The 24,467-nt window shown below is 71.1% G+C and carries 24 protein-coding genes, 1 tRNA gene and 1 pseudogene; 14 read left to right on the plus strand and 12 right to left on the minus strand.

The features are described from left to right. The first annotated feature begins 271 nt into the window (after positions 1-271). From AIF0345_RS01465 to AIF0345_RS01475, 3 genes are read left to right on the plus strand one after another with little or no spacing between them, the layout of a single operon-like run. The gene (locus tag AIF0345_RS01465; RefSeq protein ID WP_285296911.1) at positions 272-694 is read left to right on the plus strand and encodes an AbrB/MazE/SpoVT family DNA-binding domain-containing protein; all 423 of its coding nucleotides are present in this window, start codon (positions 272-274) and stop codon (positions 692-694) included. Position 695: 1 nt separating this feature from the next. Then, the gene (locus AIF0345_RS01470) at positions 696-1,616 is read left to right on the plus strand and encodes an ABC transporter ATP-binding protein (RefSeq protein WP_285296912.1); all 921 of its coding nucleotides are present in this window, start codon (positions 696-698) and stop codon (positions 1,614-1,616) included. Between the two features lie 3 nt (positions 1,617-1,619). Next, the gene (locus tag AIF0345_RS01475) at positions 1,620-2,369 is read left to right on the plus strand and encodes an ABC transporter permease (RefSeq protein ID WP_285296913.1); all 750 of its coding nucleotides are present in this window, start codon (positions 1,620-1,622) and stop codon (positions 2,367-2,369) included. A 127-nt stretch (positions 2,370-2,496) separates the two neighbouring features. Here the strand turns inward: AIF0345_RS01475 and AIF0345_RS01480 are convergent, their stop codons facing one another. From AIF0345_RS01480 to rpsP, 7 genes are all read right to left on the minus strand, one after another. After that, positions 2,497-2,640, minus strand: coding sequence for a hypothetical protein (locus AIF0345_RS01480; RefSeq protein WP_285296914.1), 144 nt, complete (start codon positions 2,638-2,640; stop codon positions 2,497-2,499). A gap of 211 nt (positions 2,641-2,851) precedes the next feature. Then, complete coding sequence (locus AIF0345_RS01485) at positions 2,852-3,511, minus strand: MBL fold metallo-hydrolase (protein ID WP_285296915.1); 660 nt, start codon at positions 3,509-3,511, stop codon at positions 2,852-2,854. A 982-nt stretch (positions 3,512-4,493) separates the two neighbouring features. After that, positions 4,494-5,759, minus strand: coding sequence for an MFS transporter (locus AIF0345_RS01490; protein WP_285296916.1), 1,266 nt, complete (start codon positions 5,757-5,759; stop codon positions 4,494-4,496). A gap of 237 nt (positions 5,760-5,996) precedes the next feature. Beyond that, positions 5,997-6,746, minus strand: coding sequence for a TetR/AcrR family transcriptional regulator (locus tag AIF0345_RS01495; RefSeq protein WP_268917939.1), 750 nt, complete (start codon positions 6,744-6,746; stop codon positions 5,997-5,999). 153 nt (positions 6,747-6,899) lie between these two features. After that, on the minus strand, positions 6,900-8,495 hold the full coding sequence (locus AIF0345_RS01500) for a diacylglycerol kinase family protein (protein WP_268917940.1): 1,596 nt from the start codon (positions 8,493-8,495) through the stop codon (positions 6,900-6,902). Between the two features lie 197 nt (positions 8,496-8,692). Next, complete coding sequence (locus AIF0345_RS01505) at positions 8,693-8,929, minus strand: RNA-binding protein (protein WP_285296917.1); 237 nt, start codon at positions 8,927-8,929, stop codon at positions 8,693-8,695. 3 nt (positions 8,930-8,932) lie between these two features. Then, positions 8,933-9,361, minus strand: a complete 429-nt coding sequence (gene rpsP / locus AIF0345_RS01510) for a 30S ribosomal protein S16 (protein ID WP_273166031.1) — start codon at positions 9,359-9,361, stop codon at positions 8,933-8,935. A gap of 376 nt (positions 9,362-9,737) precedes the next feature. Between rpsP and AIF0345_RS01515 the strand changes: the two genes are divergently transcribed. The 3 genes from AIF0345_RS01515 to AIF0345_RS01525 are packed head-to-tail and all read left to right on the plus strand — an operon-like array spanning position 9,738 to position 11,694. Then, positions 9,738-10,124 (plus strand): GntR family transcriptional regulator, encoded by a 387-nt coding sequence (locus tag AIF0345_RS01515; protein ID WP_043563129.1) that lies wholly within the window; start codon positions 9,738-9,740, stop codon positions 10,122-10,124. Then, on the plus strand, positions 10,121-10,933 hold the full coding sequence (locus tag AIF0345_RS01520; protein WP_285296918.1) for an ATP-binding cassette domain-containing protein: 813 nt from the start codon (positions 10,121-10,123) through the stop codon (positions 10,931-10,933). The genes AIF0345_RS01515 and AIF0345_RS01520 overlap by 4 nt, the downstream gene beginning before the upstream one ends. Further along, positions 10,930-11,694 carry a hypothetical protein gene (locus AIF0345_RS01525; protein ID WP_273166034.1) on the plus strand — a complete coding sequence of 255 codons (765 nt, stop codon included), beginning with the start codon at positions 10,930-10,932 and terminating at the stop codon, positions 11,692-11,694. The genes AIF0345_RS01520 and AIF0345_RS01525 overlap by 4 nt, the downstream gene beginning before the upstream one ends. A 112-nt stretch (positions 11,695-11,806) precedes the next feature. Here AIF0345_RS01525 and AIF0345_RS01530 read toward each other — a convergent pair whose 3' ends face one another. Further along, positions 11,807-12,055: a hypothetical protein gene (locus AIF0345_RS01530; protein ID WP_229118523.1), complete on the minus strand. Its 249-nt coding sequence runs from the start codon at positions 12,053-12,055 to the stop codon at positions 11,807-11,809. Between the two features lie 294 nt (positions 12,056-12,349). Next, a pseudogene (locus AIF0345_RS01535) lies at positions 12,350-12,460 on the minus strand (TetR/AcrR family transcriptional regulator); the annotation flags it as partial. Positions 12,461-12,782: 322 nt separating this feature from the next. On the opposite strand from AIF0345_RS01535, the gene AIF0345_RS01540 reads away from it, so the two are divergent. The 8 genes from AIF0345_RS01540 (at position 12,783) to AIF0345_RS01575 (ending at position 20,703) form a co-directional block, all read left to right on the plus strand. Beyond that, positions 12,783-13,412 (plus strand): MptD family putative ECF transporter S component, encoded by a 630-nt coding sequence (locus tag AIF0345_RS01540; RefSeq protein ID WP_285296919.1) that lies wholly within the window; start codon positions 12,783-12,785, stop codon positions 13,410-13,412. Further along, positions 13,409-14,179 (plus strand): energy-coupling factor transporter transmembrane component T, encoded by a 771-nt coding sequence (locus tag AIF0345_RS01545; protein WP_229118525.1) that lies wholly within the window; start codon positions 13,409-13,411, stop codon positions 14,177-14,179. Before AIF0345_RS01540 ends, AIF0345_RS01545 begins: the two co-directional genes overlap by 4 nt. After that, entirely contained in the window at positions 14,176-15,666 is a 1,491-nt protein-coding gene (locus AIF0345_RS01550) for an ABC transporter ATP-binding protein (protein WP_268918538.1), read from the plus strand. Before AIF0345_RS01545 ends, AIF0345_RS01550 begins: the two co-directional genes overlap by 4 nt. A gap of 181 nt (positions 15,667-15,847) precedes the next feature. After that, positions 15,848-16,954 (plus strand): ABC transporter ATP-binding protein, encoded by a 1,107-nt coding sequence (locus AIF0345_RS01555; RefSeq protein WP_285296920.1) that lies wholly within the window; start codon positions 15,848-15,850, stop codon positions 16,952-16,954. Then, entirely contained in the window at positions 16,951-17,712 is a 762-nt protein-coding gene (locus AIF0345_RS01560; RefSeq protein ID WP_043563143.1) for an ABC transporter permease, read from the plus strand. Before AIF0345_RS01555 ends, AIF0345_RS01560 begins: the two co-directional genes overlap by 4 nt. Then, positions 17,709-18,539, plus strand: coding sequence for an ABC-2 family transporter permease (locus tag AIF0345_RS01565; RefSeq protein WP_268918537.1), 831 nt, complete (start codon positions 17,709-17,711; stop codon positions 18,537-18,539). The genes AIF0345_RS01560 and AIF0345_RS01565 overlap by 4 nt, the downstream gene beginning before the upstream one ends. Next, on the plus strand, positions 18,536-19,987 hold the full coding sequence (locus tag AIF0345_RS01570; RefSeq protein ID WP_285296921.1) for a sensor histidine kinase: 1,452 nt from the start codon (positions 18,536-18,538) through the stop codon (positions 19,985-19,987). The genes AIF0345_RS01565 and AIF0345_RS01570 overlap by 4 nt, the downstream gene beginning before the upstream one ends. Then, entirely contained in the window at positions 19,984-20,703 is a 720-nt protein-coding gene (locus AIF0345_RS01575; protein ID WP_285296922.1) for a response regulator transcription factor, read from the plus strand. The genes AIF0345_RS01570 and AIF0345_RS01575 overlap by 4 nt, the downstream gene beginning before the upstream one ends. Before the next feature lie 141 nt (positions 20,704-20,844). On the opposite strand, the gene AIF0345_RS01580 is transcribed toward AIF0345_RS01575, so the two are convergent. The 3 genes from AIF0345_RS01580 to AIF0345_RS01590 all read right to left on the minus strand — a co-directional run bounded on the left by AIF0345_RS01580 (position 20,845) and on the right by AIF0345_RS01590 (position 24,466). Further along, positions 20,845-22,584, minus strand: a complete 1,740-nt coding sequence (locus AIF0345_RS01580; RefSeq protein WP_285296923.1) for an Eco57I restriction-modification methylase domain-containing protein — start codon at positions 22,582-22,584, stop codon at positions 20,845-20,847. 620 nt (positions 22,585-23,204) lie between these two features. Next, positions 23,205-23,278: transfer RNA gene (locus AIF0345_RS01585), tRNA-Pro, on the minus strand. Positions 23,279-23,485: 207 nt separating this feature from the next. Beyond that, the gene (locus AIF0345_RS01590; RefSeq protein ID WP_404975963.1) at positions 23,486-24,466 is read right to left on the minus strand and encodes a metallophosphoesterase; all 981 of its coding nucleotides are present in this window, start codon (positions 24,464-24,466) and stop codon (positions 23,486-23,488) included. Position 24,467 lies beyond the last annotated feature (1 nt).

A 24,467-nucleotide genomic window follows, 5' to 3' on the forward strand; every position in this document is an offset into this window, starting at 1 on the left:
CACGGGCGGGGGCTGGATCTGCTGGGGCTGTGATGGGCGGGTTTCGTGCAGCCCGCCTCCGCGCGGGCGGGGGCCTCTGCATCAGGGCGCCGATACGGGCCGAACCGCATGCGCGGACGTCGTCGGGGTCGGCGCTCTTGATCGCACGCCTCTGCGACGGGCGAGCACGCCCCAGCTCTTGCGCTTCCGTCGCGACGGGAGCAACATGTACTGTGTACATGTTTTACATGTCATGCATGTCGTGCGTGACGAATAACGGCAGGAGCGATTCATGGCACCTCGAAACCCGGCCCACATCGGGCCCGACGGCAGGGGATTCTTCGGGACGGTCACCGTCGGGCAGCGCGGGCAGGTGGCCGTACCGGCCCGGGCCCGCAAGCATCTCGGCCTCGAACCCGGGGATCAGCTTGTGGTCCTGACAGACCCCGCCCAGGGAATCGCCCTCATCCCCCTGAGATTCGTGCTGGACCGAGCTCCGGACGACCCGCTCTCCGTGCTCGTGCGCTCCGCCCTCGGCGGGCCGGCGCCGAGTGGGTCGGGCGCTCCGCCCGGAGCTCCGCCTGGGGCCCCGGGTCCGGCCGCAGGTTCGGCCGGGGCTCCGACGCCGGCGTCGGACACCGCCCCGGTCCCGGGTGCCCCGGCCGGTTCGGACACTCCGCCGCCTGCCTCCGAGCCGCTGCCCGAGGGGAGCTGAGATGAGCCCGGCGATCGTTGTCGAGAACCTGACCAAGACCTACGGTGAGCTCGCCGCCGTCGACTCCGTCTCCTTCGAGGTGAACTCGGGAGAGATCTTCGGCCTGATCGGACCGAACGGGGCCGGCAAGACCACTCTTCTGGAGTGCCTGGAGGGGCTGCGCGCGCCCAGTGGCGGGAGCCTGCGCGTGCTCGACGTCGATCCGACCCGCCCCACCCCGTCCTGGCGCGCACGTATCGGGGCCCAGCTGCAGACGGCGGCTCTGCCCCCGAAGATCAAGGTGCGCGAGGCGATGGACCTGTTCGCCTCCATGTACGACCGCCCCGCCGATACCGATGAGCTCCTGGAGGAGCTGGGAATCGCCGGCAGGCGCGACGTCTACGTCGAGAAGCTCTCGGGCGGCCAGCGCCAGCGGGTATTCATCGCCCTGGCCCTGATCAACCGGCCCGAGCTCGTCTTCCTCGACGAGCTCACCACCGCTCTCGACCCGCAGGCGCGCCTGGCCATGTGGGACGTGGTCCGCTCCATCGGCGACCGCGGCGCCACCGTGCTCATGACGACCCACTACATGGAGGAGGCGGAGGCGCTGTGCGACCGGGTCGGCATCATCGACCACGGGCGCCTCATCGCCCTGGACACGGTGCCGAACCTGGTCGCCTCCCTGGGGGGCGGCGCGGAGATCCGGCTGCGCACCTCCAGCCCCATTCCCGCGGCGCTCCTGGAGGGCCTCGACGGCGTCTCCAACGTCTCGGTCCGCGACTGCCAGGTGCGGCTGCACTCGGAGAGCACGCGTTTCCCGCAGCAGATGATCGACACGATCGAGAGGACCGGGCCCACGGTGAGCGATGTGAGCGTCTCGGCGCCCTCGCTGGAGGACGTGTTCCTCACCCTGACCGGCCGCTCGATGCGCAAGGAGGACTGAGTCGTGAGAACCTTCCGTCAGCTGTGCAGGGTCACCTTCATGCGCACCCTGCGAGAGCCCGCAGCAGTCATCTTCTCGGTCGCGTTCGCGCCGGTGTTCGTCGTCGTCATGGGGCTCATCTTCGGCAACAAGCCGGCTCCCGAGTTCGGGGGGCAGGGATTCCTCGAGGCGAACTTCACGGCGTTCCCCGGGATCGTCATCGCCATCTCCTCCGTCGTCATGGTGCCCATCGACATGGCGACCCAGCGCAGCGCGGGGGTGCTGCGGCGATTCCGGGTGACCCCGCTGAGGCCGGGGCTCTACCTCGCGGCCGACGTGCTGTCCCGCACGGCTCTCACCTTCCTGTCCATCGCGACGATGTACCTCATTGTGATCGCGGCGTTCGGAGTGCGTCCCGATTCGGCGGCGGCGCTGGTCTCGACGCTCGTCGCCACCCTGCTCGGGCTGACCGCCTTCCTCGCACTGGGATACCTGGTGGCGTACCGGCTGCGCGCCGTGGGGGCGGCGCAGGGGCTCGGCAATATGCTCCTGTACCCGCTCATCTTCACCTCGGGCGCCGCCGTGCCGCTGGCCGTCCTGCCCGAAGGGGTGCGCTCGGCGGCCCGCTTCTCGCCCCTGACCCAGCTCACCTACCTCACCCGGGGACTGTGGGCCGGCGACGGCTGGGGCGTGCACTGGGGGTCGGCCGTCGTCCTGCTCGGCTTCGGGATCGTCTGCGGCGCGCTCGCGGCCCGGCTCTTCCGCTGGGAGTGAGCGGGGCGCCGGCGGCGGGGCCCTGCGGTGTCGGCGGGCCCCGCCGCTCCGCCCGCGCCGTCGCCCTCCACGAGATCGGTTCACTTCCGCGTCGAGATCGGTCCGGTTCCGCCTCTCCCTCAGCCGGTCAGGCCGCGCTGATGACCGAGCCCTGGTCGGGGCACGCCAGTCGGCGGTGCGCTGGCGCGGCGCGCCGGCCGGGGGCGTGCTGCCGGAACTCCTCGAAACGGAGCGGGACTCCCCGGGCGACGTCGAGGTCGGGGCCGTCCATGGCCTGGATGTGGAGATGGGGCTGCGTCGAGTTGCCGGAGTTGCCGCAGCTGCCGACGGCGGAGCCGGTTTCCGGCTCTCGGGACGGAGAGGGGGGAGACGCCCCTCCATCGCCGGGTCGTCCGGGAACGCGTTGCCCAGACGCTTGAGGCGCGGGAGGTGAAGAAGGCGTAGGTCCGGCCCGAGGCCTGTGCCGCCTGCAGGGCCGGCTGTCAGGGGGCGAGGATCGTCTCACCGTCGGCGAGGATGGTGGCCCGGGCCGCGCCCTCGTTCCGCAGCGACTCGATTACATGGCGGGCGACGGCGAGGCCATCCGCATTGAGCAGGCCGTCGTGGACGCCGACGACGAGCTTCGGCCGCAGGGCGCGCACGTAGCGGATCAGGTCGGCGACGCGCAGCCACGGGGCGTCGACCGGGGTGACCAGGGCGGAGAGGCGGTCCGGCGGGACCGGGTGCTCGTCTCCGGTGACGAGCACCCGCCCATCGATCAGGTAGGCGCGGTTCGCCGGGCCCGGGAGTGTCGGGTGCACCTCGGCGTGGCGGTTGCCGGCCACCTGGACGGGCAGGGTGCCGATGCGCAGAGTCGTGCCCGTGACCGCCTCGTGCAGGCCGTCCTCGCCTCGGGCGCCGAGTCCGCCGAGCTCATCGAGCGCGTCCCCCGGCGCCCAGACGGGAATGCCGCGACGCAGCGCCTCCTCGACGAGGTCGGGGTCGAGGTGGTCGGAGTGACGGTGGGTGATGAGCACGGCGTCGATACCATCCAGGCCGGGACGGCGCCCGAGCTGCCCCGGGTCGAGCAGAAGCCGTGTGCGGCCGTCGTCGATCGTCAGACAGGCGTGGTGGATCTTCGTCACTCGGATCGAGACTGGCACGAGGGCAGGTTATCCCGGCGGCATGTGTGAGGGGTGGCGTGTGCTCCTCGGCGCAGCGGAGCGGGGATGCGGCTGCTCTGGCGGGCTCTGAGACGGGGGCTGCACATGGGAGAGGAGGGCCCTACCGGGTCGAGTGCCCTTTTTCCTTACGATTCTGCGGTTTTCTAATTTACGTCAAGGCGACTTGTCGCGCTCCCATGTGTGCAGACCCCCCTGTGCGCACATGGGAGCGCGACAACCAGTCTTGACGATACGGGCGGATCCTTGGAATCCCAACGAAAACTGGCATTCGCTCCATCGGATCGCCTCTCTCCCAAGTGCGAACCGTCTTCACACTCGCCTCCGAAGGGTCCGGGGAATCGGTCTGAGCGGTGGCGGAGTGGCCACCTGGCGGGATTCGAGGGCCAGCGGGGCATGATCGGGCCGATCGGGCGCGGTGTCTACTGGGCTCCGTGTCCCCTCGATCGGGCATGGCTGTGGGGAGCCACTCGGCGGCTGCCGAGTGGCTCCCCTGGCAGGCGACTCATCAGAGCCACTTGCTGAGGGCATCCGCAAGGACACCGATGGCCCGGGTCAGGCGAGCGAGGCTGGTCACGTCGCTCACCTTCCGGGCCGTCATCTTGCCCCTGCGGACTTTGGCATGTCGGCTTCTAGGCTTGGACGCGGCCCCCGTCTCCTCTCCGGCAGGACGCTGCTTGATCCGGGGGAGGGTGCTGAGGAGGGCCTCACCAGCATGCCATAGCAGCTGCGCCGGCGGAGGCGCATAGTCCCCGAATTGGGGCACGACGACTGGGCTATTGGCGTCGGCCGTCTCTGCCGCACGTGGAGGGCCTGGGCTGGCTCCGTGCTGGTGTCGCCCGGCTGAGTGCCGCGGGCCGGCTCCCCGGTGCTGCGCCGCCGGGGCCGGGCCGACGACGCGGCCGAGCCTCGCCGCCGAGTCCGCGCTCCGCCGCCGTTGGGGCCGGGCCGCGGACGCCCGGGCTCAGTCGCCCCGGGCCGCGCCGGTCGCAGCGGCCTCCGGGGCGCTCTCCGGGGCGCGGCGGAACCCGCGGTGGATGAGGACGAAGACGAGCACGGCGACGAGGATCGCGCCCCCGACGGCAATGGGCAGGATGGGCGAGAGCCCGTACATGGCCGTGCCCGCTGTGGGCGAGACGACGTAGGTCAGCCCGTTGGTCGCGCCGATCAGGCCGGCGAGCCCGCCCTGCTCCTCGCGATTCATGAGCAGCGTGGGACCCGCCGTGTAGCCGGGCATGGCGATACCGACCCCGACCCCGATCACCGTTACCGCGATGACAATGGGCGCGAACCCGCTGTCGATGGCGAGCAGGGCGAAGCCCGCGGCGCCCAGGCAGGTGCCGACGCGCAGCAGGGTCGAGGGGGCCCACTTCGAGCGCGGCACGATGACGCTCTGGGCGAGGACCATCCCGATGCCGGCGGCGAGCAGCGCCCCGCCGGTGTAGAGGCCGGTCGTGTCGGCGTCCAGGCCGAGGCGGTCCTGGACGAGGAAGCCGGTGACGACCTGGATGAGGCCCAGCGCGGTGAACATGCCGAACCCGGCGACGAGGAAGGGCCAGACCCGCGGGTCGAAGGGGCTGACGTGCGCGGGGTCCTCAACCAGCTCGGTCCGGGCCTCCCGCCGCAGGACGAGCACCACCACCAGCAGGCCCGCGAGTAGGAACACCGGAACCATGTCGACCGACACCATGAGCGAGATCCCCGACAGCAGCCCCCCGACAAGGGCTCCGGCGATCGACGCGATGCCCTGAGAGGCGCCGACGCCGGCCATGCCGCGCACGCGCTCCTCCTCGCTGGAGGTGATGTCGGCGATGTAGGCCTGGGCGGTCGGGAGGATCGCTGCGAGCGCCGTGCCGAAGAGCATTCCGCGGATGAGGACGAACAGGATGAACAGCGGCGTCTGGCTCAGGGCCCCGTTGACGCCCATGGCGGCGACAATGGCGAAGAGCACCATGGCCGCGGTGCAGATCGCCAGGGCGGCGACGAGGACCGGCTTGCGCCCCCACGACTGGGAGCGCCGCCCCCAGATCTGGCTGGTGAGGACGACCATGACTGCTGCGACGCTGATCGTGAGGCCGATCTGCCACTCGTCCAGCCCGACCTCCCGCGACAGCGGCGCGATCACGGGGTTGAGCGTCGTCTGTCCCAGGTAGGCCAGGAAGACCGCCGCCAGGACGACCCCGACCTGCGAGGACGCCCCTCCGCGGCCTGCCCACTGCGAAGCGCTCATACTGTGCTCTCCTTTCCTGTCACCTTCCGCCCGGAGCCGCAGCCCTGAGCCGCGACCCGGGGCTGCGGTCCTGGGCCGGCTCCCGAGCCGTCGGGCCCCGGGCGGGCGTCGGGTCCCGACGGGCGGCTCGGTGCGGTCCCGATCCGTGAGCCCGTTCCCGACGGAACGAGGGCAACCCTATATGAACGGCATTCTAATAACAAGATGCGGCGCCAGATGGCGGCGGATGGGCGCCGGTCAGCCGGTCGAGCCGGGGCCTGCGTCGGGGCCGGTCGAGCCGGGACCCGCGCCGAGCCCGGCCTCAAGGCCGTCCATGAGCCGTTCGAGGACGAAGCGGTAGTAGCGGTCCTGCGCTGCCTCGATCTCCTCGGCCGAACCGGTGAACTGGCTTACCAGGTCGTTCATCATGAGGGAGATACCGGCGCTGTCGGGGGCGGCTCCGCTGAGGTCCCGAATGAGGGTCGCGTGGTCGTGGGGGCCGTCGTCCTCGTGCAGGAGCCGGTCGTCAACGGTGGCGATCGTCATCAATGCGGTGTTGACCAGGGAAGCGTACGCCAGGGCCGTGTCCCGGCCGAAACCCGCTCGCTGCAGCGAGGCGATCCCGGCGTCCATGACCGGCGCGATCCCGGGGAAGGCGGGGCCGTGCAGCAGCAGCCACCTGGCCGTGCCCGGGTAGGCGGTCAGCACGGGCCGGACCGGGTAGAGCGCCTCGCGGAACCACTGGCGCCACGGCATGACGACTGTCGGCAGTCCCACGCGGGCGAGGACCCGTTCGACGACGTGGCGGCTCAAAGCCTCGCGGCCGCCCACGTGGTGGTAGATGACCGAGGGGGCGACGCCGAGCCTCTCCCCGAGGTCGCGCAACGACCACGCCGCCAGGCCCGCTCCTCGTGAGAGCTCGACGGCGGCGTCGATCACCTTGTCCGCGTCGAGACCGACATGGTAGGAGTCTCGCCGTCCGGTCGCACCGCTCCTGCGCTTGGTCATCGCTGCTCCTCCTCGTCCCTCGTCACGTGTGCCGCCGCCGTGCGCATCCCGCCGTCGTCCCGGTGGCGGCTGGGCTGCTGCCGGCGCCGGTGTCCGACCGATCTCGGTGCGGAATACTACCGATCTCGGCGAGGGGGGTGGCGGGGGCGGAGCCTAGCGCTTCGGCTCGACGACGAGCAGCGCTCGCGGCTCGATCTCGACGGTCAGTGAGCGGGTCGTGCCGGCGGTGTCGCCATCGAGCTCGAAGGGGACCGGCCTGTCGGTCGTGATCCGCACGCGGGAGGCCGACGTCGTCGAGAAGCCCTCCTGGACCCGCCCGGTGAGGATCTGAGCGCCCAGCCGTGCCCAGTCCACGACCCGGTCGGGGTTGGCGAGCATGAGGTCCACCTTGCCGTCCGACGGCGAGGCCTGTGGGAAGAGCGGCACCCCGGCGGTGATGGTGCCGACGTTCCCCAGGAGCGCCATGACCACCGGCTGCTCGGTGGGCTCGCCGTCGTCGAGCGTGACGGTGGCGGTGAACGGGTCTGGCGCCGCGTTCTGCACCGCGGCCAGAGCGTAGGCGCCCGAGCGGATGACCTTCTTGAGGTCGTCGCTCGTGTCCTCCATGATCTGCGCGTCCAGGCCGATGCCGGCCATGACGACGAAGCGCTGGGTGAGCGGGCCGTCGCCGTCCGGGCCGTCGGTCTCGCAGCGCACGACGTCGATAGCCCCGGCGCGCCCGTGCAGGGCCAGGCTCAGGGCGGCGTCGGTGTCCAGGGGCACCCCCAGGTTGCGGGCGAGCAGGTTGCCGGTGCCCGAAGGCAGGAGCGCCATGGGTGTGCCGGTGCCGGCCAGCTCGGAGGAGACGGCCCGCACCGTCCCGTCGCCGCCGGCGACCAGGACGAGGTCGACGCCGGCTGCAAGCGCGCGCCGCGCCGGCTCGTGGCCGGGGTCGTCAACGGTGGTCTCCAGCCAGAGCGTCGGCTTCCAGCGTGCGGCGCGCACCTCGGCCTCGACGCGGCGGCGCAGGAGGGACAGGTCGTCGAACTTGGTGGGGTTGAAGACGATGGCCGCACGCTTGCCTCCGCTGTCGCGGCGCAGGCTCAGGCGCGCCCAGGCGGACAGGATCGAGTCGACCCCGCCCACGCTGAGAGCCAGGTTCGCCATGGCGATGCCGAGCAGCAGGCCGCCGACAATATCGGACGGGTGGGCCAGACCCATGAGCCACTGGCACGCGGCGGTCAACAGCACCGCGCCGGAGCCGATGGCGGTCCACTGGGCCACCGAGATCGTGCCCCGCCGGTGCGCGCGGGTCAGGGTCACCAGCACCCAGGCCCCCAGGGTCATGGCGGTGACGTGGCTGGCCGGGTAGGCGCCGCCGATGTGGGAGATCGAGTCGGCGAAGACCGTGTGCGGCCGAGGCCGGTGGGTGGCGAAGGCGATGAGCGTCTGCAGGGGGATGCCCGTGGCGGCGACCGCCAGCGCCAGGGAGAGGCGTCGCATGCGGCGTCGGAAGGAGAAGACGGCGACGCTGGCGATGGCGAGGAGGATGAGGAAGGGGTGGGTGACCAGCGAGAGAGCCTCGGCGACCTGGCCGAGATAGGAGCGCGGCCGGAGGAGGGGAGGAGGGATGTGCGTGTCGAGGACGGCGGCGCACCCGGTCAGCGCCAGACAGCTCCAGGCGAGAAACAGCAGGGCGAACAGCACCGCCAGCGTGGCCTCAGGCAGGTGGCGGGGAAGCGCGCGCAGCGCCCTCGAGATACGGGACATCGCCGCGATCTCCTCCCACTATCTATCGCAAGGACACGTGCGCTCCATGCTACAGAGGCGGGCTGCCGGACACTCCGGCGGCTGGTGTGGTGACGACGACGGTGGGCGGCCGGGGTCTGGTGGCAGCCGGCGGCGCCCGGCGCCTCGAACCGGTCTCGGTGCGGAGGTGGGCCGGTCTCGAGCCGGAGGTGGGCGTGTCAGTGGCGGTCGGTGTCGATGACGTCGACGCGCACGGGGTCGTCGGCCAGGGCCCCGATGACGGTGCGCAGGGCCCGGGCGGTGCGGCCCGAGCGGCCGATCACCCGCCCCAGGTCGTCGGGGTTGACCCGCACCTCCAGCAGGTCCCCGCGGCGCAGGGACCGGGAGGCCACCGTCACGTCCTCGGGGCGGTCCACGATCCCGCGCACCAGGTGCTCCAGCGCCTCGGCCAGCACCTGTCAGGCCCCCTCGGCGCCGTCGGCCCGCCCCGCGCTCCCGGCCTGCTCGGCCCGGGCGGCCGAGGCGGCCTTGAGCCTCTCGGCCTCATCGGCCGCCTCGCGCACCGCCGCGTCCCGCGCCGCCGCCACCGCGGCCTCGTCCCTGACCCGCAGCCTGCCCTCGGGAACGGGCAGGCCCTTGAACGCCTGGTAGTCCCCGGTGATCCTCAGCAGGTTGTGCACCGTGTTCGACGGCTGGGCGCCCACACCCAGCCAGTAGCGCACCCGCTCCGAGCTGATGCGGATCAGCGAGGGCTCCTGCACCGGGTCGTACAGGCCGATCTCCTCGATCACCCGCCCGTCGCGCTTCTTGCGCGCATCGACCACCACCACCCGGTAGACGGGCGAGAACTTCTTGCCAATGCGCTTAAGACGAATCTTGACTGCCACTTGAGTACAGCTCCTGACTTCCAGACACGGTTTCCGGACACGGTAGACGACAGCGCGCGCCGACCTACCGGTGGGGTCAAGCAACAGTCCCTCGACGCACGCCTACCAGCACGACCACGCCCGGGAGAGGGACCGCACACGGCCGCACAACCACGCCATCATGCCAGACCAACAACCCTATCTGCCAGCGCGGTCGGCGCCTTCCGCTCAATCGGCAGTGCGAGATCTCCCACGTGCGCGTCGGTGGGGCGGGTGCGGCGCCGTCGTCGGCGAGGAGTCGGAGGGGTCCGACCGGGCGCACCGCGCTTGCTGCGCTGTCGGTTATATGGTTTACTACTCGTGTAACTAACCAACTGACCTTTGGGGAGGTGCGCTCATGAGACGCTTCGACGGCGCGATCCCCATCTACGTCCAGATCGCCGAGGAGATCCGCACCCAGATCCTCGGCGGCGAGCTGGCCGAGGGGGCGCGCCTGACCTCCACCACCGAGTACGCCGCCCGCTACCGCATCAACCCGGCCACCGCGAACAAGGCGGTCGCGCTCCTGGTCGATGAGGGCCTGGTGGTCAAGCGGCGCGGCATCGGCATGTTCGTCGCCGACGGCGCCCTGGCCGCTCTGCGCCGCAGCCGCCGCGCCGCCTACGCCGACGGCGTCCTCCACCCCGCACTCGATACCGGCCTCGCGCTCGGCCTGAGCGATGCCGAGCTGCGCGACGCCGTCATCCAGTACCTCACGACCCGTGCCCGCAAGGAGTCCCGATGACCGCACCTTCCGACACCCCCGATGCTCCCGACGTCGTCCCCGGCGGACCGGCCATCGAGCTGACCGACCTCGGCTACCGCTACGCGGGAGGAGGCGCGGCGGCCCTGAGCGGGCTCACGCTCACGCTGCGACCCGGCACCCTCACCGGCCTGCTGGGCCGCAACGGCTCGGGCAAGACGACCCTGCTGTCGCTCGCTGCCGGTCTGCGCCGCCCCACCTCCGGGAGCCTCACGGTCGCGGGGCGCCCCGCCTTCGACGACGGCGTCACCATGTCTGCCGCGGCCCTCCTGGGCGGGCCCCGCTCTCTTCTTGAGGACATCCCCATCCGCCGGTCCCTGGAGCTGTGGGCCGTGACCCGGCCCGGCTGGGACGGCCAGGAGGCCGCCCGTCTCATGGAGGTCTTCGAGGTCCCCCTGCGGACCCGACCCTCGCGCCTGTCCCTGGGGCAGCGCAGTGCTCTGGACGCCGTCTTCGCCCTGTCGTGCCGCTGCCCCGTCCTGCTTCTGGACGAGATCCACCTGGGCATGGACGTCGTGATGCGGCGCCGCTTCTGGGATGAGCTGCTGGCCCTGTACCTGCGCGAGCGGCCCACCGTCGTCGTCTCCTCCCACCAGGTTGACGAGATCGAGGACCTGCTGGAGGACGTCGTCGTCCTGCACCGGGGGCGCCTGGCCGCGGCGGGCGCCGCCGACGAGCTGCGCGCGGCCCACTCCCGTCCCGGCCAGGGGCTCGCCTCACTGGCCGACGCTCTGATCGACCTCACCAGCGGCACCGCCCTCGCCGACAGCACCGAAGGAGAACTCTCATGACCGCCGCCATCGTCGCCTCCCTGTCCGAGCGGCCCCACCCGCCGCGCCCCGGTCCCGGTGCGGACCGGGCCGCGGGCTCGCGCACCTGGGCGCTTACCCGTATGGCCTTCCGCGAGCTGGCGCCCGTCCAGGGGGCGATCCAGGCCCTGGGCGTTGTGGTAGTCACCAGCCTTCTCTCCGCGCAGGCCTCTGGTCTGATCGCCGGATCGCTGACCCTCGGTGAAGAACCTGTGGGTGTCTTCAAGCTTGGTGCCTACGGCCTGACCGCATTCGTCGTAGCGCTCTACGCGAGCCTCACCCACGGGATCGTCATGGCCGCGCGCACACCGATGCTGCTGCGCGCCGGCCTGACGCGCGGGGCGGTCATGACGTGGCTGACCTGCACCGGGCTGCTCCTGGGCGCGGCGTCCACGGCCGTCTGCGCCCTGCTGACGATCCCCGACGTCGTGCTCGACGGCCGGATCGAGGGGGTCGACCTGGTCGTGGTCCCGCAGCTCGCCGCGCTGGTCGCGCCGGCGGTCGCGGTGTCCTACCTCGTGGGCGCCTGCATCGCCCTGCTCTTCCTGCGCCGGCCCTGGTGGGCGGGTGTGATTGCGGTCCTGGTGGGCCTCAGCGCCGTGGCCGCCTGCGTGGAGCGCATCGTCGCCCAGTGGGGCACGCCCTGGGCGGTCCTGTGGATCGCCCTGGGTGCCGCCCTGGCGGCGGCTGCGGGCCCGGCCGGGGCATGGCTGCTGCTGCGCCGCTACGAGCCGCGGAAGTGAGCCGGCGGCAGCCCGCGCCGCCTCCGAGCTTCGGGTGCCGGCGCCTCCTTCGTCGAGATCGGTTCGCTTCCGGCTCGAGATCGGTCCGGTTCCGCGTCGAGATCGGTTCGCCTCAGGGGCGGCGCACGGAGGTCTCCAGGCCGTCCATGAGAAGCTCGATCACGGAGCGGTAGTACCGGTCTCGAGCAGGTGCGGAGGACTCGGGCGGTCCGAGGAACTGGGCCGCCATGTCGCTGGCGAGCAGTGACATCCCGGGGCTCTTGTCGGCAAGACTCTCGAATCCGCTCATGAGCTCTGCGTGATCGCGGAGGCCGGCGTCCTCGTGGCGGAGCTCGTCATCCGCCGCGGCAATCGTCATCATCGCCGTATTGAACAGAACCGTGTATGCGTATGCGGTCGCGCTCCCGAACCCTCCCCGCTGCAAAGAGGCGATACCGGCGTCGACGACTGGGACCATGCTCGGGAATATCGGCCCGTGCAGCAGGAGCCATCTCGCTGTCCCGGGGTAGGCCGCCAGGGCCGGCCGTGCCGGAAACAGCGCCGCGCGGAACCACTCTCGCCACGGCATCGTCTCCGTGGGGAAGCCGACCGTCTCGAGCACCCGCTCGACCACGCGCTGGCGCAGGAGCTCTTGTCCGCCGACATGATGATAGATGGTCGGGGGCGTGACATGGAGTCGCTTCGCGAGATCGCGAAGCGACCACGACTCGAGCCCCTCCCCTCGGGAGGCCTCGACGGCGGCGTCGATGATCGCCGCGGGTGTCAGCCCGTGGTGGTAGGCCGTGCCGGTCGTGCTCGTGGCTGTTCGCCTCCTCGGCGGTCTGCTGGGGCGGCGCCTGTCGGTGAGGCTCCGGAAGCGTCGCTGCGCCCCTCAAGGGTACCAACGCGGATGACCTCGGCCTCACCTCGCCCGAGCGCCAGGTGATGGCGAATCTTGCTGACGCGCCTACCCGACATAATCTTAACAGTGTTATAGTGCCGGTCATGGCTTCGCTCGCAACCGCCGTCGGCGGGATTCCGCGAATGTCCTCAACGTTGTGAATGATGTGCGCCCAAGACCCCGGGCGCCCTATTGTGAAAGGACTGAAATGACGGAGGAAGACTCTGCCAAGGATTCCGGCGGATCTCGGTTCTCGCTCGCGATGAGCGGTCGAGACCTCATGACGATCGGGATATTCCTCGCCATCTATATCGTACTCTACTTCGCCATCACCATGTTCGGGTTCCTCAACCCGGTCATGATGCTGGTGACGCTCGGCCTGAGCATTGTGGTCGGGGCGATCCCATTCATGCTGTTCCTCACGCGGGTGAAGCACGCCGGGATGGTGGCGCTGTTCGCTATTGTTCTTGGAATCCTGCTCCTGGTCATCGGATTCCCTCCGCTGTCGATCGGCATTCTGGTCTCCCTGGCGGTCGTCGTCGAGCTCGTTCTCGCGGTGACCGGCTACCGATCCCGCTGGGCCGGGGTCCTGTCCTACACGATATTCTCGGTGTGGAATACCGCCCCGCTCCTTCCGCTGTTCTACGACCGCCAGGGCTATTTCAGCTCTCCTTCCATGTCGCGAATGGGGCCGGAGTACACGGCGAGGCTGGACGCCTTCCTCTCGACCGGGGTCCTGATCGGCTTCGATATCGCCGCAGTGGTCCTCGGCCTCATTGGTGGGGTGATCGCACTGAGGCTGCTGCGCAAGAGCTTCGCCCGTGCAGGACTGGCGTGACCACTCTGCCGGGTCGGGTCCGGGCTGAGACCGCCGCGCCTCACGAGATACCAGGACGGCGGCTCTCGCAGCCCTGGCGGGCCACCGATCCGCGAACAAGCGTTGTCCTCATTATCGCCACCAGTGTCACGGTGATGGCACCAGGAGGAGAGACCTTCGTCCCAGCGGGTCTGGGGCTGGGCCTCCTCCTGGCGATCGCCGACCGGGCATGGCGGCACCTCGGCGCGCTGGCTGCCGCGGCTGCGACACTTGAGCTGCTTGCGCGCGGCCTGCCGCTCCTGGCGCCCTCGACCTTCTCGGTGCTCGTCGGGGTTGTGTCCGCGTTCCTCCTGCGCTTCGTGGTCGTCTACGGCGTGGTTCTGCACTTCTTCCGCACCGGAACGCCCGCTGCTGTCACCGCGGCGCTGCGGGCGGCCCGCATCCCGCGGGCACTGACCGTGCCGATCGCCGTCGTGCTGCGGTTCGCGCCCGTCGTCGCAGCCGAGGCCTCCGCCGTCGTCGACTCGATGCGCCTGCAGGGACTCACCAGCCGGCGCTCTGTGCTGCGCCACCCCGTGCTGAGCATTGAACGGTTCACGGTCCCGGTGATCGCCTCGACGCTGCGAGTGGGAGACGACCTGACCGCTGCGGCGCTGCTGCGAGGGCTCGGCTCGTATCAACGACCGACCAGCCGTGTGCCTCCGCGGCTGGGGTGGCCCGATCTGCTCTGGGTCGCAGTCACCGGCCTCCTAGCCGCGGCCTGCTGGATGGCGAAGGGCTGCATATGATCACGATCTCTCAGGCGGCCTGGCAGTACGCGACGGCGGAGAAGCCGACGATGGAGGGCGTCGATCTCGTGATCGAACCGGGTGAGACGGTCGTGCTGTGCGGGGCGAGCGGATCGGGGAAGTCCACTCTCCTGCGGATGATGAACGGGCTCATTCCGCATTTCCACGAGGGGACATTGTCCGGGCGAGTGACGGTTTCCGGCCTCGACGTCCGGAAGAGCGCCCTCGACGAGCTCGGGCGGCGGACCGGCACGGTGCTGCAGCACCCGCGGCGCCAGTTCTTCACCGCCACGGTTATTGACGAGCTGTCCTTCGCCCTGGAGAATTTCGGCGCCGAACCCGCAGACATTCGGGCGCGCGTCAATATGCTCATGCGCAGGCTCGCGCTGCAGGCGATTATGGAGCGACCGCTTCCGCAGCTGTCCGGAGGCCAGCAGCAACGCGTCGCCATCGCCGCGGGGCTCGGGCACGAGCCGAGAGCTCTTCTGCTCGACGAGCCCAGCTCGAATCTGTCCGCCGACGCCGTCTCGACTCTGGCGGGCACCCTTGCCGAGCTGCGCGAGCGCGGCATCACTATTGTGATCAGCGAGCACAGGCTGCACTACCTCACCGGAATAGCGGACAGGTTCGTCCTTCTCGAACGCGGACGAATCGCCCACTCGTGGACCGCACAGCAGCTCGCCGCCCTGGAACCCTCCGTCGTCGAACAATATGGCCTGCGGAGCATTGAGCCGCCCCCGCTGCCCGAGCTCTCATCTGTCCCGGCGGCCGGGGCGAGCATTGCGCCGACGTCGGCCGGTGCGGCCGTCCGACCGCCCGCGGAGTCCGGGAGCGGCCGCGGCGGTCTCCAGCTTGAGGACGTGCGCTGCGTGCTTAAAGGACGCACGGTCCTCTCCATTGACACGGCGTACTTTCCCGCTGGGGCTGTGACCGCGGTCTGTGGACCCAACGGTGCGGGCAAGACCACCCTCGCCCGTGTTGTTGCCGGACTGCAAACACATACCGGCACCATTCGCCTCAACGGGGAGCCCCTCTCGAAGCGGCAGCGGCTCCGCGTAAGCGGAATCGTCATGCAGGACGTGCAGCGCCAGCTCTTCGCCGATAGCGTCCGCGCCGAGATCGAGCTCGCCGCCACCCGTGCGGGGTCGTCGCGCACCGGCCCAACGGACGACGACGTCGACCGGCTGCTCGACGAGCTCGATCTTCTGCCGTTCGCCGATCAGCACCCGCTGGCGCTCTCGGGCGGGCAGCAGCAGCGGCTGGTCATCGCCGGTATCCGGCAGGCCGAGGCGCGGATCGTGATCTACGACGAGCCCAGCTCGGGTGTCGACCGGCGCCACCTCGACTCGATCGCACGCGCCATCAGGCGCAGCGCCCGTGCGGGCGCGGTGGTGCTACTCATCACCCACGACGACGAGCTTCTGCAGCGCGCCGCCGATGTGCGACTCGACCTGCGGCCGCCGGCGTCGAGTGACGCGTCCGCCTGACGCATCCGCCCCCGCTCGGATCCGGTGAACCGATCTCGGTGCGGAACCGGACCGATCTCGGTGCGGAACCGGACCGATCTCGGCGAAGGGGCGGAGGGGGCGGGGCCCGTTCGGTCACCCGTGGGGGACAGCCGGGGGCAAGTCGGTGCGGGCGGCAGCTGCAACGGGATCTCATGGACTCATGAGCACAGCAGTCAACACGCCCCCGATCGTGCCGCACGCACCACAGCAGGCGGCGACCCGGCCCCCGGTCCGCCGCCCCGGCCCCGCGGCCCCGAGCCCGGCCCGGCTCGCCTCTGCCCCGAGTCCCGCAGCCCCGAGCCCCGCGGGTGCCGCCCGGAGCGGGAGCCCGGTCGTCGCCACCGAGGGCCTGACCAAGGTCTACGGCGACTCGCGGGCCGTCGACAATGTGAGCCTGCGGGTGCCCGCGGGCGGCGTCTACGGCTTCCTGGGGCCCAACGGGGCGGGCAAGTCCACCACCATGAAGCTCCTGCTGGGCCTGACCCGCCCGACCTCGGGCACGATGAGCGTCCTCGGCCACCCGGTGAGCCCGCGATCCCCGGTACCGGCGGGTGCCATTGGCTCCCTCATTGAGGGCCCGTCCTACTATCCGAGGTTGACCGGCCCGGAGAACCTCGCCATGGTCTCCGATTACCTCAGCCTGCCCCGTGGCCGCGTCCAGCACGCCCTGGCCACTGTCTCACTGACCGGGCAGGACAAGAAACTGGTCAAGGACTACTCGCTCGGCATGAAGCAGCGCCTGGGCCTGGCCATGGCGCTCCTGGCGGACCCGCCGCTCATGCTCCTGGACGAGCCCACCAACGGCCTGGACCCGGCCGGCGTCGCCGAGATCCGCGAGCTCATTGTGGCCCTGGCCCGTCAGGAGGGCGTGACCGTCATCGTCTCCTCCCACATCCTGTCCGAGATCGAGCAGATGGCCGACATTGTCGGCATTATCTGCGCCGGGCGGCTGCGCTACCAGGGGCCGCTGTCCGGCCTGCGCGACGAAGGAGTCATCGACTTCGCCGTTTCCGATCCGGCGGCCGTTGCCGCCCTGCTCACCGAGCAGCGGATCGCCCACCAGGTGCGGGGACGCACGGTGCGCATCCCCATGCTGCCAGACGAGGCAGTGGGCGAGCTCGTGACCCGCATTGTGCGCTCCGGTCACACGGTCTTCCGGGTGCAGACGGTCCGCAAGACCCTGGAGCAGGCCTTCCTGGAGCTGACCGATCCATTCGGCCGCCACCCCGTCGTCGGCTCCACGACCGGGCAGGGGGTTCGGCGATGAGCGCCATCGGCATGGAGGTGCACAAGCTTAAAAGGCGCCGCTACTGGCTCATGGCCGCTGGGGCGGTGGGTGTGGAGCTGGCATTCCAGATGAACATGATGCTCGGACGCGTCGGCAAGACGGATGGGGCAAACCTGCTGGTGCTGTCCCTGAACGACCTTTTCCTCATGTGCGTCATGGTGGTGCCTCTCGTCGCAGCATTGCTGGCCTCTCGTCTGACGATGACGGACACCGAGGAACGGATGGGGCAACTGCTCACCGCCCTGGGGCAGCGCGAGGGCACCCGCTTCGCTGCCAAGCTCGTCGTAGGTTCCTTCACCGTGGCGCTCGGGCAGGTTGCGATCGTGGCGTTCACCTCCCTGATCGGGCCCGGCATGGGCCTGAGAGTGACAGCAGCCTACCAGGACACGTTCTGGCCGAGCCTCATCATCATATTGGCCGCTTCGGTTGCGGTGATGGCCGTTCAGCTGGTGCTGGCGATCTGCTTCGAGAAACAGGCGATCGGGTTGTGCGTAGGCGCACTGGGAGGATTTGTCTGTTCAGGGCTGTCGTTCGTGCACCTGGAAGCTTTTGGCTGGCTGCTTCCCTGGGGCTTCGCTGCTGCCGCGACTCCGGTTTCGACGGCGGACTCCTATAAGGCTGGCACTTTCGTTGGCACCGCCCACCCTTGGATTAACGTTCTGCTCGCCATCGTCGCCACCGTCGTCTGGAGCCTCCTCGCCAGGCTCATTATCGCCTATAAGGAGAATCACCGATGAGCACCTCAGCAGCCTCTCTGGTCCCCGCCGCTTCACGACGCACGCCGGCACACGCTGCGCGCCCACCGCGCTCCCGGCTCGCGAAGCCGTCGGTGCGAGCGGCCTGGGCGTGGGAGAATCGCAAGGCCCGCAACTGGTGGTACTGGCCGGCGTTGGCGCTTCTGTGCGCGGGTGGAATGGCGATTGGCCGGGCCACATACCTGGAGTACTCCGACACGTTCAGGGACCAGGGGGCGAGTTGGTTGGCCGTCTGGGGGCAGGGGTCGATCCTGACGTCTATGCTGGCTTTCCCCCTGCTCGTGGGGGCGGTCATCGCTCAGGCCTCCGCTAGTGAGCACCAGGGGCGCAATTGGCGGCGCATGGCTGCCAACCGCCTGCAGAACACCATGCTCATGGGCAAGTTGCTTTACATGACGCAGACCGCGCTGCTCACCGCGCTGGTGTTCGTGGCAGAATTCGCCGTCACCGGGCTGCTCCTCGGATTCGACCCGGCTGGGCTCGGCCCCTATGTCGTGCGCATCATCCCCATAACCCTGGCTATTTTGGCCATTGAACTGTTTGTCGCCTGGCTCGGTGTGGTCATGACATCCTTCGCCTCGATTATGAGCACCGCGCTGATCGCGACCCTTAGCGGCTGTGCCGCGATGTTCGTCATGCCGCCGCTGGCCAGGTTTTACCTGATGTCTCTCATTACCGCGGCCTGCGCCTCCCGCGACCTCGATAGTATTGACTCCATGAGCTCCATTGCACTCATCTCCGTGATCTGCGCAGTCTGGATCCTGGTATGGACCGCGGCGCTGCGGCGCAGCGCCGCCCGAGTCGCATGAGTGTGCTCCCGCAGCCCGCAGCCCCGCGATCCTTCGCCGGTCGGGTCTCCGCCATATGGCGCACCGCGGCAGAGCCGAGGGACCCTGGGCTGTCGGCCTTCTCGGCAACGACTACGGTCCCGCCTGAGCCGTCCGCGCCGGCGTCTCAGGCGGGGCCGAGGGTTCCGCGCACCTTCCTGGACCGGGTCGCCGCCTGGTGGCGCACGAGCGCCGTGGGGCTGTGGGCCGTCGTGGCCGTCATGGGCCTGTTCGAGCTGCTCGTCCTGGGCCGGACCCTGGTCTTCGGCGGTCCTCAGGAGAACGTCCGACCCTGGCTGGCGTTCGGCCTGCTCGCCACCCTGATCCTGCTCGGTCGGCGCCGCCGGCCGCTGGCGGTCGTCATTGCGGTCTCTCTGGCCTCCGCGGCCATGGACCTGTGGGGTCTGCGCGGAGGCCTGGCCGTTCTGACGCTGGTCGCTCTCTACTCCCTCTTCGTCATTGCGGGAACGGCTCAGCGCCTGGTCGGTCTGCTCATGGTCGTCGCCGGCTGGGCCCTTCCCCTGGCCGGGACGTCCTCATCCTTCACTCCGGGAGACATCCTCATTCCGTACCTCATCCTCCTCTCCGCCGTCGTCACCGCGGCAGCGATCTCCCGGTCCCGCAGGGAGGCCCTGGAGCACGGCGACGCCCTGCTCGCGGCTCAGGCCGCCGAGCACCGGCTGCTGGCGCAGCGCGACGCCGCCCGCCGCCAGGCGCGGGTCGCGGCCGAGCTCCACGACTCCGTGGGGCACGACCTCACCGCGATCATCTCCCTGTCCGAGGGGCTGGCGGGCGCCACCGGCGACCCCGACCTCGACGAGGCCATTGGCACCATTAACGCCCTCGCCCGCGAGGGCCTGGCCGACACGCGTCACGCCGTCGACGCCCTGTCCCCCCTCCCATCCGCAGCCGGCGACGCCGTCGGGCCTCGCGGCTGGGACCGCCTGGGCGAGCTGCTCACCACGGTGAGGGCCACCGGCATCGGCGCCGCCCTGACCGAGACCGGGCTCCGCTCCGAGGACCCCGGGGTTGGCGCCCTGGTCTACACCGTCGTGCGAGAGGCCCTCACCAACGTCATGCGGCACGCCGCGGGCGCCACCCGCGCCGTCGTCGCCCTGGACCACGCGTACGGCGCCACCCGGATCACCGTGTCCGACGACGGCCGCGCACAGGGCGCTCCGAGCGCTCAGGAGGATGGGGTCCCGCAGCCGGGGCCTCCTGAAGGGCCCCTCGCCGCGCCGTCGTCCGGGCACGGGCTCATCCACCTGGCCGAGGCGCTCCACGAGGCCGGCGGTGCCCTGAGCGCCGGTCCTGTTCCCGGCGGCTGGAGACTGCACGCCGTCGTCCCCCACCAGGCGGGCGCGCGGGCGGCGCCCGGCACGAGCACGATGACGGCCCCGGCCGTCGTCCCTCACCGGACGGAGGCATGACCGTGCCCGGCAGCAGGTCCAGGAGCATTGGGAACGGCGCCGGCCGGGCGCTTGCCGTCATGATCGTCGACGACCAGAAGGCCGCCCGCATGGGCCTGTCCCTGACCATCAACCGGGCCGACGACCTGCGGGTCGTCGCGCAGGCCGACAACGGCCAGGACGCCCTCGACCAGCTCGACGGCCTCGCCCAGCGGCATGAGCGCCTGCCCGACGTCGTGCTCATGGACATCCGCATGCCCGTCCTCAACGGCGTCGACGCCACCGCGCGCATCACCCAGCTGCACCCCACCATCAAGACGCTGGTGCTGACCACCTACGACCAGGACGACTACGCCTTCGGCGCGCTGTCCGCGGGCGCGGCCGGGTTCCTCCTCAAGGACACGCGGAGGGACCAGCTTCACCAGGCGATCCGGGCGGTCGCCTCCGGGGACGCCATCCTGACCCCGCGCATCACCCGCGAGCTGCTCAACCGCCACATGTTCCGGCCCGTGGCCTCGCCCCAGCAACGCGCCGCCCTGGAGCGGCTCGGCCGGCTGAGCCGGCGCGAGCACGAGGTGGCCGAGCTCATCGCGCAGGGGCTGACGAACGCCGAGATCGCCCAGCGTCTCACCATCGCCCCCGACTCGGTGAAGAAGAACGTCACCCGCATCCTGGCCAAGCTGGACCTGCGCGACCGGGTGCAGCTCGTCATCCTCATGCGCGACATCCAGTCGTAGCGGGCGGAGGGCCGTCGGGCGGCCGGGGCGGGAGGGCCCAGCCTCAGGGCCGGCCGTGCGGGGCCTCGATCGGGCCGGCCGTGCGGGACCGCCGTCGGGCCCGACTCCGACGGCGGTCCCTGCGCGGGTGCGCGAGCGCCGCTACGACTCCCCGGGCGGCGGCCCCTCGGCCAGCAGGTCCGGGCCCGGCACCGGGATGCGCTCCATCTCCCCGGGCTCGAACTTCACCAGGCCGCCGGCGTACGTCCGCCCCCGGCTCAGGGCGACCCCCGCGCGCAGGTGGTCCGCGAGGCGGTCCAGGAGCGGGCCGGCCATCGGCTCGCGCGGGTAGAGCCCGTGGGCGATATTGATGTGACGGGCACCGGCGTCGTTGCGCACGAAGGCCGGGGGGCGGCGGGCCATGTAGGTGGCCAGGATGGGGGCGGGCTCGCGCAGGCCCACGCTCCACCAGGCCCTGCGCCGGGAGGCGATGTACCCCTCAGGGACGCCCAGCGCCCTGGCCTCGCGCAGGAACGCGTCGATCTGGCGGCGCTCGTCGTCGTCGAGGACATCGAGGTCCACGGGCAGGTCCACCACCCGGCGCAGGGCGTCCGCGCTCTCCAGGCGGGCACCGGCGTCGAACAGTTCGCGGGCCCGGGTGATGCTCGGGAAGAGCATCCTGGCGGGGAGCGCGAGGCGCCGGTCGCGCCTGACCCACACGGCGTTGGCGCCCGTGACGGCTCCGCGGTGCACCCGGCACAGCTTGCCGAGCTCGACGTAGCCGGTCGGGATCCCGGAGGCCGCGCGCGTCAGGGCCGACCAGCGGGCCGCCTCGGCAAGGCGGTGCCGGGGGATGTCGCGGTCCTGGTCGAGCCGGCCCAGCTCGTGCACCGACGCGACTCGGCGGATTGTGATCGACGGCGGCTTCTGGCCCATGCGGAAGCAGGTGATGGCGCCGGTGGTGGCGGCGTCGGCGAACGGTGCGGCCGCGGGGTCGAGGACGTGGATCGATGCAGCCCCCAGGTCGTCGAGAAGAAGCCGGCGCATGAGCCGGCCGTAGCCGGTGTCCAGCCACTCCGCGGAGGTGATGAACGCGCCGTAGTCGCCGTCGTGCCCGAGCTCGGCGGTGGCGAGGAGGAAGTGGGCGTGGAGCCCGGCCAGTGCGGTGGCGGGCAGGCCGCGGCGTCGGGCCGTCTCGGTGAGCCAGGCCTTCCACTCCGGGGCGATCCGGTGGTGGCGCACGTACGGAGGGTTGCCCAGGAAGAGGGTCGGGCCCGGGGCCTCCGGCAGGCTCAGCGCGCGGTAGTCGGCCAGGTGGATGCGGGCGCGGTGCGCCAGGCCGGCGGCCGCCAGGTTGGCGCGCAGCATGAGCGTGGCCAACGGGTCGATGTCTACGCCGTGCAGCGAGGCCTGCGGGAACTGGCGGCCCGCGGCCAGCAGGTAGCGGCCCGAGCCGGCTCCGGGGTCGACGACGCGCGCCGGCCGGCCCTGACCGGCTGCCCAGCCGACCATGGAGCCGATGATCTCCGGCGGCGTGTAGGTCTGCCCGAGGCGGCGGCGCTCCCGCGGGGAGCGGATGGCGCAGTAGGCCTCGCCCAGCGGGTCCTCACCATCGCGGATGCGCGCCCGGATCTCGTCCACGACGGCGGGGGCCGGGGCTGGGCGCCCGCCGGGGCCCGGGCACGAGGCGGAGCTGCTGGGGCCCGGGCGCGAGGCGAGGCCGCCGGGGCCCGGGCGCGAGGCGGGGCCGCCGCGGCGCTCGCCGTCGGGGCCCGGGCGCGAGGTGGGGGCCCGCATGCTGCGGACGAGCCGGGCCTCGGCGGGCGTGAGGTCTCCGGAGTCCGCCGCCCCCAGTGCGACGGCGAGGGCGACCAGGGAGCCGATGGTTGTCGGGGCGCTCATGTCGTGCAGCATTTTAGATGGCCGACGGCGGTGGCGGGATGGGGGCCGGTGGGAGGGGCGAGGCCGGTGGGAGGGGCGAGGCCGGTGGTGGAGCCAGCCGGTGTGCCGCGTCGTCTATTCCCCGCGGGCACGGCGCCATCTTGCTCATCTCTATCGCGGGATTGCCTGGGAATCGGGCTTCCTCGACCAGGTCGAGGCCTGTGCCTTCCGCGCTTATGGGTCGTTGTGAGAACTTAGTCGGCCTTCCGTGGTTCCGTGGCCGGTCGCGCTCGCGACTTCACGCCTCACCTCTGGTGAGCAGGGAGCGGGACTCGGGTCGTGTGTTCGGCGGCTCGCTCATTCAATGGACATCCTGTGACAGGAGATGACCCTGGAGACCGTCGGATGAGTCACTGCGCACAGTGCCGCGATCTGCCGCCTGGACAGGCCAGGCTGTTGCTCCATCCCGTAGAAGAGTCTGTCACGGGCGGGTCCCGGCCCGGGGCTGTTCGGGTGCTGCTTTCCTGGTGATTGAGTGAACTTGGGGTGGCTGTATGAGCCATAGCCTTACCCGCTGAACTGATCGCGGGACCGGCGATGCGCGCACCAGAACCCAGTCAAAGTGAACTGAGTCACATTAGTCGGGGTGGCGGGATTTGAACCCACGACCTCTTCGTCCCGAACGAAGCGCGCTACCAAGCTGCGCCACACCCCGCGTGCGGCAGGAGAAAGCATAGTCGGCTCATGACGGTGGAAGGAAATCCGCCCGAAGAGGCATCGGTCACGTGGATGCGAGGCCCGTGCTCGTCGTCAAGAGTGCGGCGCAGCCGGGTGATCCACTCCGGTACCGGACCGATCTCGGTGCGGAACTGAACCGATCTCGGTGCGGGGAAAAGCGGGCGGGCGGCGCGGTGCGGCGGACTCAGGCGGCGGGCAGCAGCGTGAGCAGCGTGGCCTCCGGGCGGCAGGCCAGGCGCACCGGTGTGTAGGGGCTCGTGCCCAGGCCCGCCGAGACGTGCAGATACATGTCGCCGACCGCCTCGGGGGAGCCGATGCGGCCCGGCCACTGCGACAGGCCCGAGGCCCGCCCGCGGTCGAGGTCGCAGTTGGTCACCAGGGCGCCGACACCGGGAAGGCACAGCTGGCCGCCGTGCGTGTGCCCGGCCAGCGCCAGGTCCACGCCGTCGTCGGCCATGGCGTCCAGCACCCGCTGGTAGGGCGCGTGGAGCACGCCGATCCGCAGCGGGCGGCCGTCGCGCCCGAGCACCGCCGGCCCGCCCCCGCCGTCGTCGTCCCGAGAGACGGGCGCCGGGAAGGCGTCGCGCTCGGCGTGCGGGTCGTCCACCCCGACCAGCTCGATGCGCCGCCCGCCGACGGCGATCGCGCCGCGGGCGTTGGTCAGGTCCGCCCAGCCGCCCGAGGCCTGCAGGTCGCGCACCTCGCCCCAGGGCAGTGCCACCTCCGCCTCGTCGAGGTCGTCGTAGGGCGAGGGCGGGTTCGAGCGCAGGTAGCGTGTGGGCAGCCTGAAGAGCGTCGTGCGGTAGTCGTGGTCGCCCAGGACGAAGGCGCCGGGCCGGCCCAGGAGGGGCTCGAGCGCGCGCCCCAGCGGCTCCAGGCCGTTGGCGAAGGACAGGTTGTCGCCGGTGTTGACGACGACGTCGGGGTGCAGGCGGGCCAGCCCCCGCACCCAGGAGACTCGGGCCTCGGTGCGGCTGGTCAGGTGCAGGTCGCTGAGGTGCAGGACGGTCAGGGGCTCCTCGCCGGCGGCGAGAAGGGGGACGTCGACGCGCCGCAGCACGGGGCGGCGCGCCTCGATGAGCGTGTATCCGAGCAGGCCGACGCCCGCGGCAGTCACGCCGGCAGCGATGCGGGCGAGCGAGCGCGCCGCACTGTGCATGGTCACG

Origin of the sequence: Actinomyces israelii (assembly GCF_030253495.1) — a bacterium.
Classification (GTDB): domain Bacteria; phylum Actinomycetota; class Actinomycetes; order Actinomycetales; family Actinomycetaceae; genus Actinomyces; species Actinomyces israelii.